Here is a 16,801-nt window from a genome sequence, read left to right on the forward strand (position 1 = left end):
GCAGTATATGGATTACGGCACATTACAAGGTATTTTAACCATCATTGTGATGCTGACCTTCGTCGGTATATTTGCTTGGGCATATAGCTCGCGTCGTCAAAAATCCTTTGATGAAGCAGCGAATCTTGTGTTTTCCGATGAGGAAATCAGCAAGGAATCGAAGGACTCAGGAGAGAATAAGTGATGAGTAGCTTCTGGAGTATTTGGATTAGCGTACTCTCGTTAATTGTGATCGCAGGATGTTTTCTGTTGCTACGTGTGTGTTCAAAGAACACCACCGATGTCAAAGAAGGCGAATCCATGGGTCACAGTTTCGATGGTATCGAAGAACTCAATAACCCACTGCCAAAATGGTGGAGTTATATGTTCTATATCACTATCGTGTTTGGCCTAGTGTACTTAGCCCTGTTCCCAGGTTTAGGTAACTACAAAGGTCTACTGAACTGGACCAGCTCTAACCAAAGCATTGGTACAGAGAAAGGTATTAAAGCCGATTCTGTAGCCGCGATTGAGCTGGCGGCAAAAGAAGGCATGTACGTTCAGTACGACCAAGAAGTTAAACACGCTAACGAAAAATATGGCCCAATCTTCGCGGCTTACTTGGCAACACCACTCGAAGAGTTAGTGAAAAACCAAGAAGCGTTGAAAGTGGGAGGCCGTTTGTTCCTACAAAACTGCGCGCAGTGCCACGGCTCTGACGCACGTGGTAGCAAAGGCTTCCCTAACCTGACCGACAGTGATTGGTTATACGGTGGCGATTTAGCCACGATTAAAACCACCATCATGAGCGGTCGTCATGGCATGATGCCACCAAAAGGTGGTTTGCCAATCGACGATAGCGAAATTGCAGGTCTAGCCGAGTATGTGGTTAAGTTATCTGGTCGTGAACACGACGAGAAACTCGCAGCTCTTGGTCAAGGTTCATTCATGAAAGGTTGTTTTGCGTGTCACGGTATGGACGCAAAAGGCAACAAGCTCATGGGCGCACCTAACTTAACTGACGATGTTTGGTTATATGGCGGTAGCCGTGGTGTGATCGAAGAAACGATCAAACACGGCCGTGCAGGCGTGATGCCAGCATGGAAAGACGTTCTCGGTGAAGAGAAAGTCCACGTGATCGCAGCTTATGTTTATAGCTTGTCAAACAAGTAATTAGATATGAGTAACACTAAGGCCTCGATAACGTCGAGGCCTTTTTTTTAAAGTGCTAAAGCCACCTTTTAACGGTAAAATGGCGCAAATTTTTATTATGGGTATTTAACATGAGCGAACAACAACCCTGGTATAAGCAGTTTTGGCCTTGGTTTTTAATTATTCTTCCTTTGTGTGCCGTCGTCGCAAGTTTTACCACGCTAAAAATTGCCCTCTCAAACTCTGACTCTCTGGTTGCCGAGGATTATTACAAAGAAGGCAAAGCCATCAACATGGACTTGAGTAAAGTCAAATATGCCAAGCAGCTTGGCATGCAATGGCAACTTGAACAGAATAACCATGAACTCCTATTCACTCAGCACGGCGGCCCAGCCTATCAAGCTGCGTTGAAAGTCGAATTTTACCACCCAACGATTGCCGAAAGAGATATTAAGACCACTGTCACCGCCGATGCCAATCATGTGTATCGCATTACTCTGCCCGATGTGTTAACGGGTGCTTGGGAAGTCCGCCTCGAAGGTTTTGATGCTAAATGGCGTATTCATCAACGTGTCGAACTCAAAGACAACGTCCAATTGTGGTTGAACTAATTGTGGTTGAATGAATATTGCTATGACACATCCAAGTTGTTTTCACTGTAATGAGCCCGTGCTCACTGGGACTCAGTTTGTTACCCGCATTAATGATCGCGATGAACTCATGTGTTGCCCAGGCTGCCAAGCCGTATCCCAAGCCATTGTGGATGCAGGCTTATTAAGCTATTACAAGTTTCGAACCGAACCTGGTAGTAAACAGACGGCACTGGTACCTGATGAATTAAATCAGTTTAGTGCCTACGATTTGCCCGAAGTACAGCAGGACTTTGTCCACTCGGAGGAAAAGAGTGACTCGGTGTCGCTGTCCATCGATGGCATTACCTGCGCGGCCTGCGCTTGGTTAATCGAACATAAAGTGAAACAACTGCCTGGCGTCAGCCAAGTGATGGTCAACTCCACCACCCAAAGGGCGATGATCAGCTGGGATAACCAGCAAGTTAAACTCAGTGATATTCTTGGACAAATTAGCCGTATAGGTTATCAAGCCGCGCCCTATCAAGTGGATGAGCAAGAACTGACCGCCAAGCAAAATAGCCGCAAATTTTTACTGCGCTTAGGCTTGGCGGGTTTTGCTACCATGCAAGTGATGATGTTCGCCCTCGCCCTCTATACCGGTTACTTTACCGATTTGGATGTGCAATATCGGGATTATTTCCGTTGGGTGAGCATGATTTTTGCCACACCCGTGGTGCTTTACTCGGCGCAGCCCTTCTATTTCAGCGCCATTCGCACCCTGCTCAGTGGCAAACTCAATATGGATGTGTCGGTCTCTATCGCTATTGGCGGCGCCTATATCGCCAGTTGCTTTGCGACAGTTAACGGCACGGGCGAAGTCTATTTTGAATCCGTCTCCATGTTTACCTTCTTCCTGCTGCTAGGACGTTATTTCGAGCAAAAGGCAAGACAAAAAGCGTCCGTTAGCTCCAGTAATCTCCACAAATTAGTGCCGTTAACGGCGCATTTGGTCACGGCCCAGGGGCAAGAAGAGATCCCCGCGAAAAAATTACGTCTCGGGGACATTATCCTTATTAAACCCGGCGAAATGGTCGCCGCCGACGGAATCGTCGTTGACGGCCACACTAGCATCAATGAAGCCATGCTCACTGGTGAGCAAATGCCAATTGAAAAGCCCGTCGATAGCCAAGTGTTTGCTGGCACCATTAACCTTGATCAGCCCATTAAGGTTAAAGTGACCGCCCTTGGGCAAGACCAATTGGTTGCCGAAATTATTCGCCTGCAGGAATTAGCCTCAAATACTAAACCTGCCGTGGCTATGCTAGCCGATAAACTGTCGCGTTATTTCTCAGGCACTATCTTATCAATTGCGACAATCACCTATCTGGTGTGGCTGCAAATCTCCCCCGAAGATGCCTTTTGGGTCACCTTGTCGGTATTAGTGGCAACTTGTCCTTGCGCGCTTGCACTGGCCACCCCCACCGCCGTCACCTGCGCGACCGCGATTTTTACCCGCCTTGGGATTATTACCCGCAAAGCCGGCGTCTTTGAAAAACTGCCACAAATCAAACATGTGGTATTTGATAAAACTGGCACCCTCACCTGCGGCACCCTATCGATTGCCAAGGTTGAATGCCATAGCGATATCGAGAAAGAACAGGTACTGGCAATCGCAGCAGCGCTAGAATCAGGTTCACGCCACCCTATCGCTGCGGCCTTTGCCAGCTTTGCCCAAGTCGATGTCGTTGCTGAGCAAGTTCACCATGAAGTGGGTTTTGGGGTGAAAGGCTTAATCAATGGCACCGAGTACCGTATTGGTAATTCTAGCTTCACGGGGGCCGCCGCCGAGCCCAAACTTGCAACCCAGCTGATTTGGCTCGCCCGCAGTCATAATGGCCAGCTTGAAGTCATCGCCACGATTGAGATCCAAGATAATATCCGTGTCGATAGCAATGAAACCGTCGATATTTTGAAGCAACAAGGTTGCAAGGTCAGTATTGCCAGTGGCGATAGCTCAGGGCATGTACATCAATTGGCGAAAGAACTCGGGATTAGCGATGTCCACAGTGGACTGACTCCAGCCGATAAACTGGCCCTGGTGACCAAACTACAGCAATCGACACCGGTGGCGATGTTCGGCGATGGCATCAATGATGCGCCAGTACTGGCGGGCGCCGATTTATCTGTGGCGATGGGGAGCGGCAGCGCGATTGCTAAAAACAGCGCCGATCTCATTCTGCTTGGCGATCACCTCTCTCGCTTCACCCAAGCGGTCAAGGTTGCTAAACTGACCACACAAATTATTCGTCAAAACCTCGCTTGGGCCTTAGGCTATAACGCGCTGATTTTACCGCTGGCGGTAACTGGGCATGTTGCGCCTTATATTGCAGCCCTTGGCATGTCGGCAAGCTCTTTGATTGTTGTGGGTAACAGTTTGAGATTATTACGAATTAAATTATAACAATGAAATAGGCTTAGGTTATGAGCATCATTTATGTACTAATCCCTATCGCGATGATCTTTGTGTTGATCGCCGTAGCCGTGTTCTTTTGGGCGGTAAAATCCGAACAATTCGATGACTTAGACCGTCAAAGTGTGTCGATTCTCTTCGATGAGGATGCAGACAAACCGACTCAAGCCAATCCATCGTCACAGGCACAAGATAAAGGCATGCCTCAGTGATTGGCTCTGTGATTGAATATAACGTCACAGGGGCATTTCTGGTGGGGTTAATGGGCGCTGCCCACTGCTTTGGCATGTGTGGCGGCCTCGTTGGTGCCTTTTCTTCCCAACTGCCGAATCCTAAACAGGGCAATCACTTAGCCCATCAACTCACCTACTTATTAAGCTATAACCTCGGCCGGATCTTAAGTTATACCCTCGCAGGCGCCTTAGTCGGCGGTTCATCGGCCATGCTTGGGCACTTATTTGAACTCGACAGTTACCTGTTGATCCTAAGGATCATTGCTGGCGTGATGATGATTGCAACCGGGCTTTACATTGCAAAAATCTGGGTGGGTATAGTGCAGATTGAGCGCCTTGGCCAAGTGTTATGGCGCTATCTGAAACCCTTAGCCCAACGCCTCGTCCCCATCAATACGCCAATGCAGGCCATCACCGCCGGACTCATTTGGGGCTGGCTACCCTGCGGCTTGGTCTATAGCACTTTAACCTGGTCGGTGGCGGCAGGCTCTGCCAGTCAAGGCGCTTTGATTATGTTCGCCTTTGGATTAGGGACACTCCCCGCACTCCTGAGTGCCGGTGTTGCGGCCAAACGTTTGGCCAATTGGGTACAGCAAAAAACCGTTAGATTATTGAGTGGCTTACTTTTAATTGCCTTTGGCGCACAAACTTTATATATCGCCCTGTCGCAGCTAAACTAGCCCAAGCGAGTGAATTGGTTTAACATGGCTGCAGTGGATTAACTTGAGAACCGACATGACAATAGAGCAGAATAAAAACCGTCGTCCCGCCGCGAGTGGGTGCGCAATTCATTGTCACGATTGCAGTATGGGTACCCTTTGTATTCCGTTTACCCTCAATGCCAACGAGCTCGATCAGCTCGACGATATCATTGAGCGTAAAAAGCCAATTCAAAAAGGTGAGCAGATTTTTAAATCAGGCGATCCATTAAAGTCCTTGTTCGCCATCCGCTCTGGTACTGTAAAAAGTTATACGATTACCGAACAGGGCGATGAACAGATCACCGGTTTCCATTTAGCGGGCGATGTGATTGGTTTTGACGGTATTCATGCTCAATCCCACCAGAGTTTTGCCCAAGCCTTAGAAACCTCAATGGTATGTGAAATCCCCTTCAATATTCTCGATGAGCTTTCAGGCAGCATGCCCAAGTTACGCCAACAAATCATGCGCTTAATGAGCAATGAAATCATGAGCGATCAAGAAATGATTTTATTGCTGAGCAAGAAAAATGCCGAGGAACGCCTCGCCGCATTTATCAGCAATCTAGCTAATCGCTTTGGCAACCGTGGTTTTTCTCCGAAAGAATTCCGTTTAACCATGACCCGTGGTGACATTGGTAACTACCTTGGCTTAACCGTAGAAACCATCAGCCGCTTGTTAGGCCGTTTCCAAAAGTCAGGTTTGATTGAAGTGAAAGGCAAGTACATCACTATCCTTGACCACCACGAACTGAATCTCTTGGCAGGTAATGCCAGGATCGCCAGATAAGTCACACCTTCCTAGATTTGTGCTTTAATATTCGTAATTAATGCGCTAGGCACTGGTTTTGAAAAGAGTTTTGATCTAGAACAATACAGATAATTGCCAAAGGCTCATGATGAACATGAGCCTATGACTAAAGGAACATGTTATGAAGGATTATCAAAAAATACTGGTAGTAGTCGACCCCACGACAGAGCATCAAGTTGCACTCGCCCGAGCGGTGACCTTGGCCAGTAAAAGTAACGCCCATGTGACTGTGTTTCTCTCTATTTTTGACTTCTCCTATGAAATGACATCGATTCTATCGAGCCAAGAGCGCGAAGCCATGCGCCAAGGTGTGATCGATCAGCGTCTGGCGTGGATCCAAGATCTACTGACTGCCTATAACCACCTGCAACTCGATATTGATACTCAAGTTATTTGGCACAATCGCCCATTTGAAAGCATCATCAACCATGCGATTGCAGGGCAATATGATTTGATCGTCAAAGGCACCCACGCCCACGACAAGTTAAAGGCCGTTATTTTTACTCCAACCGATTGGCATTTAATGCGTAAAGCGCCTGTGCCTGTGTTGATGGTCAAAGATCATGATTGGCCAGAAGCGGGTAAAATCCTCTGCGCCGTCAACGTGGCAACCGAAGACACCGATCATCAGATGCTAAACGGCAAGATTATCGAACATGCCAAGGATTTAGCCGCAAAATTTGCCGCCGAAGTGCACTTAGTCAATGGTTATCCCGGCACACCGGTGAATCTTGCCATTGAACTGCCTGATTTCGATGCACAAACCTATAACGACACCATTCGCATGCAACATGAGCAACGAGTGCAATACCTTGCCAATGCCTATGGTATCGATACCCTGCACTGCCATGTGAAAGAAGGCTTGCCAGAGGATGTGATCCCTGAACTTGCCGAGCAACTCGATGCCGAGCTGGTCATTTTAGGTACTGTCGGTCGGACTGGATTCTCGGCGGCGCTTATCGGCAATACCGCAGAGCATGTGATTGATAGCATTAACTGTGATTTATTAGCCATCAAACCCGATGGTTATAAATCACCGCTTGAAGAGGCATAACGCACGCCGCTCTTTACCCCGCCGTCGATAGCTGGAATAATACGCGCCCTGAAACTGAGTTACTGGGCGCTTTTTTTATGTTGGAAGCTATGTCTGAAGTTACGGCGAGTCAAATGCCTGAAGAATTATCAAAAAAACAAATTACCCGTCTGAATAAATTACAGAAGCGTCTGCGCCGTGAAGTGGGTAGTGCCATCGCCGATTACAACATGATTGAAGATGGCGACCGAGTCATGTGCTGCTTAAGTGGCGGTAAAGACAGTTACGCCATGCTGGATATTCTGCTTAATCTACAGCAGCGCGCGCCCGTACAGTTCGAAATTATTGCCGTTAATTTAGATCAAAAGCAGCCGGGTTTCCCTGAACACGTACTGCCAGCCTATTTAGACAGCCTTAATATTCCCTATCACATCCTCGAGAAAGACACTTACTCGATTGTGAAAGAAAAGATCCCTGAAGGCAAAACCACTTGCTCGCTGTGCTCTCGCCTGCGTCGCGGTACTCTCTATGGCTTTGCCCAGCGCATTGGCGCAACCAAAATCGCACTAGGCCACCACAGAGACGATATTATTGAGACCATGTTCCTCAACATGTTCTACGGCGGCAAGATGAAAGCCATGCCACCTAAGTTGCTCTCGGACGACGGCGCTAACGTGGTTATTCGTCCACTCGCCTATTGCCGCGAAAAGGATTTAGAAGAATATGCGGAATTGAAAAAATTCCCCATCATTCCCTGTAATCTTTGTGGCTCGCAGGAAAACCTCAAGCGTCAAGCAGTGAAAGACATGCTCAATCAGTGGGATAGACTCTACCCAGGCCGTATTGAAACTATTTTCACCGCCATGCAAAACACTGCCCCTTCACAGGGTGTTGACCGTGAGCAGTTTGACTTTGTGTCGTTGAAACGCGATCCCAACGCGCCAATGAAGGGTGATGTGGCCGAAGCCGATTTACCCGCATTTGACTTTTTGGATATCGCCAACAGCGGCCATATCGATTTAGATGCGGCAAAACGCATCAATATCGTCAACGTTTACGAAGCGTAAACGCGATACGCATAAAAAAAGCCCACGAGAGTGGGCTTTTTTATAGCTTAAATCTATCCTTACTTAACCCAAGGGCTCAACACGGTCGGCGCTTGGCTAAATTGCAACGACGTCAAGCTGTTAAGCTGCTCAACACTCAACTTAAAGCTGCTGTTCACCTGTTGCTCACGCCCATCAAGCGTCACAGTAACGGCTTGGTCTTGAGCAAATTCAAAGTTTAATCCCGCGATTGGCTCCTTAAAATAGCGCATCGGGAAGCCCTGCATGGCTCCGAGTAAAGCATCCATTTCGCTGGCGATTTGCGCTAGTCGCGCCTTGTCGTATGTGGCTAAAGTCTGCTTAGCTCTGACTTGCATTGCAATACCACAGCCCTCAGCCTTGCCCTCAAACTCTAGATTCACTAATGCGCGTTGATCTTTAAGCGCGTCATCAAAGGGAATAAACAACCGCTGCGCCGCAGTATAAGTGAGTGGCGTTGAATTTAATTCACTCGAAATGCTTCCACTCTGGATCTGACAATTAGGTAGCATTGGTACACTAAAGGCGATTTCGACTAACTGATAATTTCCCTTATTGACTTGCTTTAATCTGTCATAAAAGCCTTTATATTCGAGGGAAATCGTTTCTGCCTGCAGACTTGTCGCACACAAGCAAAGCCCCACTAACCACCATTTTTTATGCATCCGCCTTCACCAAATATTTTTCATTATGACGTAACATATCGAGTAACTCGTCGATATAAGCCTCTTGCCTTTCAGAATAATTCACTAGTCCATAGATCAGTTGGTCGGCACTTAATTCGGCTTCCTGAGAGCGTAAATCTGCACGTATTGAGCGAAACAGCGTGTATGCCGTATTCGAATTCAAATTGCGCATATAGGAAGACACTGAAGCGTCCACCGAGGGAAACACTTTCACTTCATGGGTTTTGCCCGAACCACGAGAGGATGGCACTATGCCGCAACCATTGCTAAAACACCATTCGCCGAAAAAGTTAAAGCCTTCACGGGCAAAACGCGAACTGCCCCATCCCGATTCATTGGCCGCCTGAATAAGCACCATAGATTCGGGAATAATATCGACCCGTTTCAGTAAACTGTTCAGGGATTTTGCATCCACATTACGGGCAGCATATTGATATTTATCAAATAACTGATTGAGCTGCGCTAACTGCTTATCCGACAGAGTACTGTCGTTCTCCACTAAGGCCAACATGTCGGTGATAAAGTCACGCTCGGTGGCAATAATGGCATTTTGTTGTTGAATGATCGGCCTGAGAAAATCAAAAAAGGCACGCTTTTTTTCCGCCACATCATTGATGGCAGAAAAGTCAGGCACTTGAGTAACGGGATCAACGGAGTTTTCCAGTTGGTTAACGATAGATTCAGGCTCATCAATAGTAGGAATGAGCCAGACTCTCAGCGAAAAAATCGCTAAGATCACTAGGGCTAACGCGAGTGTAAACGAACCAATTCTACCTGTTTTCAATAAGTCACCTTTGATATTGAGTCACGAGTGGCAAAATAAGCGCCAGATTATATGTCATATCTTGAAATTCACGAAATCTGACGACAAAACCGCCCATGCCAAGCGCAGTCAAAGCGTATCTGTGCTGAAAATGCGATCCCACGCTTAACTCATACACATTGGCACAATTTGAGCGTGAATATTTAGTGCATGCTTTTGACTGAGCTTTTATACTAAGGTTCCGTTAACGCAGGTATTGGCAACTGAGCCCAAACGAGGCTTCGCAACACCGCTTAACAACAGGACAGGATTTTTTGGGTATTCAGGAAGGAACCCTCATGCAGCATCAAATCTTAAATCAATACAGACACGTGGTCGCCATTGGCGGTGGTCACGGCTTGGGTCGAGTACTCTCATCGCTGGATTTTCTGGGCAATCGTCTCACAGGCATTGTTGCAACCACAGATAATGGTGGCTCTACGGGCAGATTACGGGCCGAACAGGACTGTATTGCCTGGGGCGATCTGCGTAATTGTCTGTCTCAACTAGCCCATCGCCCATCGGTGAGCTCGCAATTATTTGAGTACCGCTTTCAGGGCGAAACCGAACTAAGCGGCCACAATCTAGGGAATTTGATGCTGCTTGCCCTCGATAAGCTTTGCGTTAGGCCCCTCGAGGCCGTCAATCTTATACGTCATATGCTTAAGATTGAAACCAATATCATCCCTATGTCAGAACAACCAACCCATTTAGTGGCATTGCAGGCCTCTGGTTGTAAGGTCTTTGGTGAGGTTAATGTCGATAAGATGAATGAGGCGCCAATTGCCTTATGTCTTGAACCACAGGTCGATGCAACTGCCGAAGCCTGTGAGGCCATCAGCCGTGCGGATCTGATTATCCTAGGCCCAGGGAGCTTCCTGACCAGTATTATGCCACCGCTGTTACTGCCCTGCTTTGCTAAAGCCTTAGCGATGACCACTGCGCCCGTGGTTTTTATCGATAATCTGAATGAAGAAACTTCACCAGCTGGCCAGTTTAGTATTGAGCAGCGGATAGCTTGGTGCCATCAAGTGATTGGCAAGCCTGTGATCACTAAAGTGCTACGTCACTCAGAACAAGTGCGCCTTGGCACTTTAATGAATTACTTCCCGTTAAGGAATCGCCACAATCCGCAATTACACGATCAGGCAGGGCTGCGTGATGCGCTCAGTGCAGTATTGAGAATTAAGTCGGATTTACCGCTAGAAACCTTGGCGTCATAACGACAGACTAACCGCATCCTTTAGCATCCAACAGATTCAAAATGCTAAAGGACAGCTCAAAATACAAAAAGGACAGCCTAGGCTGTCCTTTTTAGTGAGCCCTCTTCTGATATTAGAGGACTAAATCAAAGAGCTAAATTAAAGAGCTAAGTTAAAGAACTAAGTTAAAGAACTTGGGCAATCGCTTTACAGATCACAGGCATATTGGTTTTGGTCATACCGGCAACACTAATGCGGCCTGAGCCGACGATATAAATACCAAACTCGTCTTTTAAGCGTGCAACCTGCTCTTTGTTTAAGCCAGAGAAGCTAAACATACCGTTTTGGCGGGAAATAAAGCTAAAGTCCTGGGTGACGCCTTCATCCTTTAAGCTTTGGACGAACAGAGTACGCATCTGGGCGATACGTTCACGCATTTCAGTCAACTCTTGTACCCAAAGTGCTTTTAATGCCGCATCGCTTAAAATGGTGCTAACAATTAACGCACCGTGTGCTGGTGGGTTTGAGTAATTGGCGCGAATAGTACGTTTCACTTGGCTGAAGGCACGCACCGCTTCATCGGCATTTTGTGCCACTACAGTCACAGCGCCGATACGCTCGTTATAAAGACCAAAGTTTTTAGAGAAAGAGTTAGCCACTAACAACTCAGGTACTTTTGCAGCCACTAAACGTAGGCCTGCGGCATCTTCTTCAATCCCAGCACCAAAACCTTGGTAAGCAAAGTCAAACAATGGCACTAACTGTTTGTCTGCACACAGGTTAGCAACCAATTCCCATTGGGCTAAGGTCAAATCAATACCCGTTGGGTTATGGCAGCAACCGTGCAGTAGAACAATGTCACCCGCCTGTGCATTGGCGAGATCTGTCATCATGCCATCGAAATCGATATCGTGGGCACTGGCATTGTAGTAACCGTATTCTTTAACCGTTAAACCTGCAGTTTCAAAAATATTCTGATGGTTCGCCCAAGTTGGGTTACTGACCCACACAGTGCGCGATGGCGTGTTGCGCAGTAGAAACTCGGCGGCAATACGCAGTGCACCAGTACCACCTGGCGCCTGAGCGGTCGCGGCACGGCCTGACGTCACAAGCGTACTGCCCTCGCCAAATAATAGCTCTTGTACCACGCGGTTATAGGTTTGAACCCCTTCAATACCTAAATAGTTCTTGGTCTTCTCTTGCTCAAGCAATAGGGCTTCTGCTTTCTTCACTGACTGTAATACTGGAGTCTGCCCTGCTTCATCCTTATAAATGCCAACACCGAGGTTCACTTTATCTTGGCGTGGATCGGCCTTGAAGGTATCGGTTAAACCAAGGATGGGATCAGCGGGTGCGAGTACTACCTGAGAGAAAATCATGACTACTTATCCTAAATGTTCACGTGTAGGGGAAATTCGGCTTATTTATACCACTGTCTTAAGAGGGGGAATAGCGCCTATTGCCGCATCTTAAGGAAATAGTTTGCGTATTATGGATTGATTAAAATAAATAACAACTAAATGAGAGATCAATTGTCTTGAGGCTGAAATTTTTGATAATTGTGATTTTTAAGAGGCTGATCACTATTTGTTTAAGGATTAATTTGTAGGGGTTAGAACGGGATTTGCGGCAATAAAAAAGGCCTAACATCTGTTAGGCCTTCTCTATGTTATGGTACCCGAGGCCAGACTTGAACTGGCACGCTGTTACCAGCGAGGGATTTTAAATCCCTTGTGTCTACCGATTCCACCACTCGGGCAAACTCTTTATATTAACGACGGGAATCGTGTCATTAATACCTTAATCTATGGAGGCGCGACCCGGAGTCGAACCGAGATCGACGGATTTGCAATCCGCAGCATAGCCATTCTGCCATCGCGCCAGATTTCCAAACTCGTAAAGAGTTGGAGCGACATATCGGGTTCGAACCGATGACCTATACCTTGGCAAGGTATCGCTCTACCAACTGAGCTAATGTCGCATCGATGTCACAGCTTAATGAGTCATTAAGCTTAGGAGTTACGTTGCTACGCTTTCCCCTGACTGCGGATTGGCATTCTACCGATTTAACCTTCAGAGTCAATCAACAAATTTGAAATATTGCGCTTAGAAGCACTGTTTGCCCAATATTCAGCCACAGAGATAAAAACTTGCCGATGGAATAATCAATTTGATGATTTTCTTTGCAACAACAAGAGTTGAAGTGATGTTACCCAGCCTTATCAACGCTATTTAGGACGGGTCAATGTCATAAAAAAAGCGCCCTACTGGGCGCTTTTTCTTGGACGTTTTTATGTGCGTAGCGATTATGCTGGCAGAGACAGAGTCGTCAGGCCTAACATCGTCTGCATCACACCGACTACTTGGCAGCTGTAACCAAATTCGTTGTCATACCATACGTACAGAATGGCACGTTTACCTTCGGCGATAGTCGCTTGTGAATCAACCACGCCCGCATAGCGAGAACCCACTAAATCGCTTGATACGATTTCAGTTGAGTCTGTGTAATCGATTTGGTTCTGCAATGGTGATTGCAGCGCAGTGTCTTTCAGGTATTCGTTCAATTCATCTTTGTTAGTCTCAGCATTGAGGTTCATGCTGATGATCGCCATAGACACGTTTGGTGTTGGCACGCGAATCGCGTTACCCGTCAGTTTACCCGCTAATACTGGCAGAGCTTTAGCTACGGCTTTAGCCGCGCCCGTTTCAGTGATCACCATGTTTAATGGTGCACTGCGACCACGACGGTCAGCACTGTGGTAGTTGTCGATCAGGTTTTGATCGTTCGTGTATGAGTGAATAGTCTCAACGTGACCATTCTCGATACCGTACTTGTCGTTTACCGCTTTCAGTACTGGTGTGATGGCGTTAGTGGTACAGCTCGCCGCAGACACAATGATATCTTCTGCAGTGATGTCGCCTTCATTCACGCCGTAAACGATGTTCTTGATGGCGCCTTTTGCAGGTGCAGTCAGTAACACTTTGCTCGCACCTGGACTCTTCAAGTGTAAGCCTAAGCCTGCTTCATCTTTCCAAATACCCGTGTTGTCTACCACTAAGGCATCTGTAATACCGTATTTGGTGTAATCCACTTCATCTGGCGAGTTTGCGTAAATAACTTGAATATAGGTGCCGTTAGCGATGATAGCGTTGTTCTCTTCATCCACTTCAACTGAACCGTTAAATGGACCATGAACAGAGTCACGACGCAGTAAGCTTGCGCGTTTTTCTAAATCGCCCTTCTTACCACCACGTAACACGATAGCGCGCAGTCTTAACTTGTTGCTGCGGCCAGTACGTTCGATCAGTAAGCGCGCTAATAAGCGGCCAATACGACCAAAACCATACAACACTACATCACGCGGGGCGATATCATCAGCATGATCAATCGCTGCCGCTAATTCACGTGCCATATAGCTTTCAATTTCGTTGGTATCGGTATGTTCAGCCCAGTATTTAACGGCAAGCTTACCAATATCCACTTTACATTGTTTAACTGCGAGTCTGCTTAAGGCTTGAACAAACGGGAAACTCTCGCGTAAACGTAATTTCTCGCCGACATGACGACGAACTAAACGGTGCGCTTTAATAATCTCAATAGTAGAAGCATTGAGTAATGGCTTACCATAAACCACAACTTCGACGCCTTGGTTACGGTACAACTTGCCCAGCAAAGGTTGCATTGCCTCTGCCATTTCAAAACGTTCTTGCCAACTTTGTAGGTGTTTATCAGCGCTCATTTACAGATCCTTTATCTCACTTTTCAATAAAATATATTGAAAGGTTTGAGTAACATGACGAAAAGACCAATAATCTTATGGAGGTTTTAGGGAAAACCCTGTGTTTTGGTCGGCGCCATTGTAATGAAAACTGACCCAGCTTGCCAGTAAGATATTTTCTGTAAATCTGTAATTTTATTAGAGAAAATTGCATTTTGGAGCGTGTTTTGAGACAAAATCTAGTAATAATTACATCATTTACCCTCGCGATAAGCCTTTTCGGTTGTGATAATGGCCGAAATATCGAAACGATTTGTAAAAATAATCCTGAAATTTGTGCCGATTTGCATAAAGATGGATGGTGTTTAACCGAGAAAACCCTGCTGATCCAGAGCCGATTCGACCTATTAGACAACAAAAATCCTACGGGCAAGCAACTTTACCAACAGTTAACTTACCTTGAAGATTACAGCCGTTGTATTGAATTGGCCTCAGGGGTGCAACATATCATCCATACGAATCGCACGGCTGACCGCGCCAGAGCCTTTCGCCTGAGTACAGAAAACCTCAGCCGTCTACAGGAAGAAACCCGCGAACGCCAAGACCCCTTTATGTCTTACTATCAATGGACACGTTTTGGTGACACCGATGCCTTAAACCGACTATTAGCGCAAGAAAATGCCGGTGAAGTTACTGAGCCTTTTCTCCTTGCGCAAATCGCCACCTATTACAGCAATCGAAATGCCATCAAAGCGCAACAACTCTATCTTAAAGTGTTTGCAGAAATTCAATATGCCGACTTTGATCCCAACTGGTTGCTTGGGCTCGCCTCAGCCTATCGTCAAACCCAAGCGTTTGAAAAAACATATATGCTGACCAAAGCGAATTTACTACTTACGCAGCAGAAGTATTCTGAAGATAAGATGCTAGCCTTAATCGGTGGCGACAAGGCGCTAGCGGCCAAATTAGATCAATACGCCCAGAACTTAATCGACGCGTTAGAAGATGGCCTCTATTCAACCAGTCCGGTTGCGCTCTGGCTTGCTCCGCCCCAGACGGAGGTCACACCGCCAGCGGCAACAACTGTCGAGCCAGAGAAGCCAAATTCGCCTTAACTTGCGTTTTGAAGAACGTCGGCAAAATGTTTGCCACCTTGTAATTTTTTACCCAAATACAGCGCTGAAAATGGTGTTTTCGCGAGCAATGTAAAAAAAACACCTAATTTGTTAACCGAATCCCGGCAAAATTGCCGAATTCACTTGACGATAGCTGTCAGTTTGGTAATTTTACTACCAGTTGAATTTTATAATCACCAGAGGGATATGAGATGACTATCCGTGTAGCAATAAATGGTTATGGCCGTATCGGTAGAAACGTATTACGCGCCCTGTATGAAAGCGAAAAAGCTTACCCAATCAAAATTGTTGCCATCAACGATTTAGGCGACGCTTCAATCAACGCTCACCTGACAAAATACGATTCTGTACATGGTCGTTTCAATGCCAAAGTTGAGCATGATGCTGAAGCAATTTATGTCAACGGCGACAAGATCCTCACCTTCCAAGAACGCGATCCAGGTAAATTACCTTGGGGCGACTTACAAGTTGACGTCGTGTTCGAATGTACTGGTATCTTCACTTCTAAAGAATCTGTACAGCCACATTTAGCGGCGGGCGCGAAGAAAGTCATTATTTCTGCACCAGGTAAAAACGTTGATGCAACCGTCGTTTACGGTGTGAACAACAATGTATTGACCGCGGATATGACAGTTATCTCTAATGCTTCATGTACCACTAACTGTTTAGCACCTTTCGCTAAGCCGTTAAATGACGAAATTGGTATTGAATCCGGTCTGATGACCACCATTCATGCTTACACCAACGATCAACGTTTATCTGACGTATACCACACAGATTTACGTCGTGCCCGCGCTGCAGCACTGTCAATGATCCCAACTAAAACTGGCGCTGCCGCGGCAGTAGGTTTAGTTGTACCTGAATTACAAGGTAAATTCGATGGTTTAGCAGTACGTGTACCGACTGTTAACGTGTCTTTAGTGGATTTATCTTTCATTGCAGCACGTGATACCACTGTTGAAGAAGTTAACGCCATCATCGAACGTGCCGCTGCTGTTGCGCCTCTGAGCGAAGTGTTAGCGGTTAACAAAGAGCCACTGGTGTCTATCGACTTTAACCACAATGCGTTTTCATCTAACTTCGATGCGACTCAAACCCGCGTTAACGGCCGTTTAGTTAAAGTGATGGCATGGTACGATAACGAATGGGGCTTCAGTAACCGTATGTTGGACAACGCGGTTGCGCTGATGAACGCGAAGTAATCATTCTTCTTTATCAAAAAG

Annotated in this window: 16 protein-coding genes and 3 tRNA genes; 12 read left to right on the plus strand and 7 right to left on the minus strand. The window is 46.6% G+C overall.

Going from position 1 to position 16,801, the window contains the following annotated elements; all coding sequences use genetic code 11:
• The first annotated feature begins 7 nt into the window (after positions 1-7).
• From N5E87_RS10940 to ttcA, 9 genes are all read left to right on the plus strand, one after another.
• Entirely contained in the window at positions 8-184 is a 177-nt protein-coding gene (locus tag N5E87_RS10940) for a CcoQ/FixQ family Cbb3-type cytochrome c oxidase assembly chaperone (RefSeq protein ID WP_011072349.1), read from the plus strand.
• On the plus strand, positions 184-1,152 hold the full coding sequence (gene ccoP / locus N5E87_RS10945) for a cytochrome-c oxidase, cbb3-type subunit III (protein ID WP_037430481.1): 969 nt from the start codon (positions 184-186) through the stop codon (positions 1,150-1,152). The genes N5E87_RS10940 and ccoP overlap by 1 nt, the downstream gene beginning before the upstream one ends.
• 110 nt (positions 1,153-1,262) lie before the next feature.
• Complete coding sequence (locus N5E87_RS10950) at positions 1,263-1,742, plus strand: FixH family protein (RefSeq protein ID WP_069454939.1); 480 nt, start codon at positions 1,263-1,265, stop codon at positions 1,740-1,742.
• A gap of 22 nt (positions 1,743-1,764) precedes the next feature.
• Complete coding sequence (locus tag N5E87_RS10955; protein WP_086904580.1) at positions 1,765-4,164, plus strand: heavy metal translocating P-type ATPase metal-binding domain-containing protein; 2,400 nt, start codon at positions 1,765-1,767, stop codon at positions 4,162-4,164.
• 20 nt (positions 4,165-4,184) lie between these two features.
• Entirely contained in the window at positions 4,185-4,385 is a 201-nt protein-coding gene (gene ccoS, locus N5E87_RS10960) for a cbb3-type cytochrome oxidase assembly protein CcoS (RefSeq protein WP_011622776.1), read from the plus strand.
• Positions 4,386-4,393: 8 nt separating this feature from the next.
• A complete protein-coding gene (locus tag N5E87_RS10965) occupies positions 4,394-5,086 on the plus strand; it encodes a sulfite exporter TauE/SafE family protein (protein ID WP_011717086.1) in 693 nt (230 codons plus the stop codon).
• A gap of 55 nt (positions 5,087-5,141) precedes the next feature.
• The gene (etrA, locus tag N5E87_RS10970; protein ID WP_011622778.1) at positions 5,142-5,894 is read left to right on the plus strand and encodes an electron transport transcriptional regulator EtrA; all 753 of its coding nucleotides are present in this window, start codon (positions 5,142-5,144) and stop codon (positions 5,892-5,894) included.
• A 142-nt stretch (positions 5,895-6,036) separates the two neighbouring features.
• Entirely contained in the window at positions 6,037-6,969 is a 933-nt protein-coding gene (uspE, locus tag N5E87_RS10975) for a universal stress protein UspE (RefSeq protein WP_011622779.1), read from the plus strand.
• A gap of 77 nt (positions 6,970-7,046) precedes the next feature.
• Positions 7,047-8,015, plus strand: coding sequence for a tRNA 2-thiocytidine(32) synthetase TtcA (gene ttcA / locus N5E87_RS10980; RefSeq protein WP_011622780.1), 969 nt, complete (start codon positions 7,047-7,049; stop codon positions 8,013-8,015).
• 59 nt (positions 8,016-8,074) lie between these two features.
• On the opposite strand, the gene N5E87_RS10985 is transcribed toward ttcA, so the two are convergent.
• A complete protein-coding gene (locus N5E87_RS10985) occupies positions 8,075-8,698 on the minus strand; it encodes a DUF2987 domain-containing protein (RefSeq protein ID WP_011622781.1) in 624 nt (207 codons plus the stop codon).
• On the minus strand, positions 8,691-9,503 hold the full coding sequence (locus N5E87_RS10990; protein ID WP_011622782.1) for a glucosaminidase domain-containing protein: 813 nt from the start codon (positions 9,501-9,503) through the stop codon (positions 8,691-8,693). Before N5E87_RS10990 ends, N5E87_RS10985 begins: the two co-directional genes overlap by 8 nt.
• Positions 9,504-9,820: 317 nt before the next feature.
• On the opposite strand from N5E87_RS10990, the gene N5E87_RS10995 reads away from it, so the two are divergent.
• On the plus strand, positions 9,821-10,744 hold the full coding sequence (locus N5E87_RS10995; protein ID WP_011626149.1) for a YvcK family protein: 924 nt from the start codon (positions 9,821-9,823) through the stop codon (positions 10,742-10,744).
• Between the two features lie 164 nt (positions 10,745-10,908).
• Here N5E87_RS10995 and N5E87_RS11000 read toward each other — a convergent pair whose 3' ends face one another.
• The 5 genes from N5E87_RS11000 to N5E87_RS11020 all read right to left on the minus strand — a co-directional run bounded on the left by N5E87_RS11000 (position 10,909) and on the right by N5E87_RS11020 (position 14,463).
• Complete coding sequence (locus tag N5E87_RS11000) at positions 10,909-12,102, minus strand: amino acid aminotransferase (RefSeq protein WP_011717087.1); 1,194 nt, start codon at positions 12,100-12,102, stop codon at positions 10,909-10,911.
• Positions 12,103-12,395: 293 nt separating this feature from the next.
• Positions 12,396-12,482: transfer RNA gene (locus N5E87_RS11005), tRNA-Leu, on the minus strand.
• A 49-nt stretch (positions 12,483-12,531) separates the two neighbouring features.
• Positions 12,532-12,605 (minus strand) — tRNA-Cys (locus N5E87_RS11010).
• Positions 12,606-12,628: 23 nt separating this feature from the next.
• Positions 12,629-12,704, minus strand: a tRNA-Gly gene (locus tag N5E87_RS11015).
• A gap of 325 nt (positions 12,705-13,029) precedes the next feature.
• Positions 13,030-14,463: a glyceraldehyde-3-phosphate dehydrogenase gene (locus tag N5E87_RS11020; protein ID WP_011622785.1), complete on the minus strand. Its 1,434-nt coding sequence runs from the start codon at positions 14,461-14,463 to the stop codon at positions 13,030-13,032.
• A gap of 206 nt (positions 14,464-14,669) precedes the next feature.
• On the opposite strand from N5E87_RS11020, the gene N5E87_RS11025 reads away from it, so the two are divergent.
• Both N5E87_RS11025 and gap read left to right on the plus strand, forming a co-directional pair.
• Positions 14,670-15,557, plus strand: a complete 888-nt coding sequence (locus tag N5E87_RS11025) for a DUF2989 domain-containing protein (RefSeq protein WP_011717088.1) — start codon at positions 14,670-14,672, stop codon at positions 15,555-15,557.
• A 212-nt stretch (positions 15,558-15,769) separates the two neighbouring features.
• Positions 15,770-16,780 carry a type I glyceraldehyde-3-phosphate dehydrogenase gene (gap, locus tag N5E87_RS11030; RefSeq protein WP_011622787.1) on the plus strand — a complete coding sequence of 337 codons (1,011 nt, stop codon included), beginning with the start codon at positions 15,770-15,772 and terminating at the stop codon, positions 16,778-16,780.
• The last annotated feature ends 21 nt before the right edge of the window (positions 16,781-16,801 follow it).

The organism is Shewanella sp. GD03713, assembly GCF_029843705.1.
In the GTDB taxonomy this organism is placed as follows: domain Bacteria; phylum Pseudomonadota; class Gammaproteobacteria; order Enterobacterales; family Shewanellaceae; genus Shewanella.

Coding starts and splice junctions, on each gene's coding strand:
- N5E87_RS10940 (WP_011072349.1), top strand. CDS start 8: ATGGATTACGGCACATTACAAGGTATTTTAACCATCATTGTGATGCTG.
- etrA (WP_011622778.1), top strand. CDS start 5,142: ATGACAATAGAGCAGAATAAAAACCGTCGTCCCGCCGCGAGTGGGTGC.
- ttcA (WP_011622780.1), top strand. CDS start 7,047: ATGTTGGAAGCTATGTCTGAAGTTACGGCGAGTCAAATGCCTGAAGAA.
- gap (WP_011622787.1), top strand. CDS start 15,770: ATGACTATCCGTGTAGCAATAAATGGTTATGGCCGTATCGGTAGAAAC.
- ccoP (WP_037430481.1), top strand. CDS start 184: ATGAGTAGCTTCTGGAGTATTTGGATTAGCGTACTCTCGTTAATTGTG.
- N5E87_RS11020 (WP_011622785.1), bottom strand. CDS start 14,463: ATGAGCGCTGATAAACACCTACAAAGTTGGCAAGAACGTTTTGAAATG.
- N5E87_RS10950 (WP_069454939.1), top strand. CDS start 1,263: ATGAGCGAACAACAACCCTGGTATAAGCAGTTTTGGCCTTGGTTTTTA.
- N5E87_RS10955 (WP_086904580.1), top strand. CDS start 1,765: ATGACACATCCAAGTTGTTTTCACTGTAATGAGCCCGTGCTCACTGGG.
- uspE (WP_011622779.1), top strand. CDS start 6,037: ATGAAGGATTATCAAAAAATACTGGTAGTAGTCGACCCCACGACAGAG.
- N5E87_RS10985 (WP_011622781.1), bottom strand. CDS start 8,698: ATGCATAAAAAATGGTGGTTAGTGGGGCTTTGCTTGTGTGCGACAAGT.
- N5E87_RS10995 (WP_011626149.1), top strand. CDS start 9,821: ATGCAGCATCAAATCTTAAATCAATACAGACACGTGGTCGCCATTGGC.
- ccoS (WP_011622776.1), top strand. CDS start 4,185: ATGAGCATCATTTATGTACTAATCCCTATCGCGATGATCTTTGTGTTG.
- N5E87_RS11000 (WP_011717087.1), bottom strand. CDS start 12,102: ATGATTTTCTCTCAGGTAGTACTCGCACCCGCTGATCCCATCCTTGGT.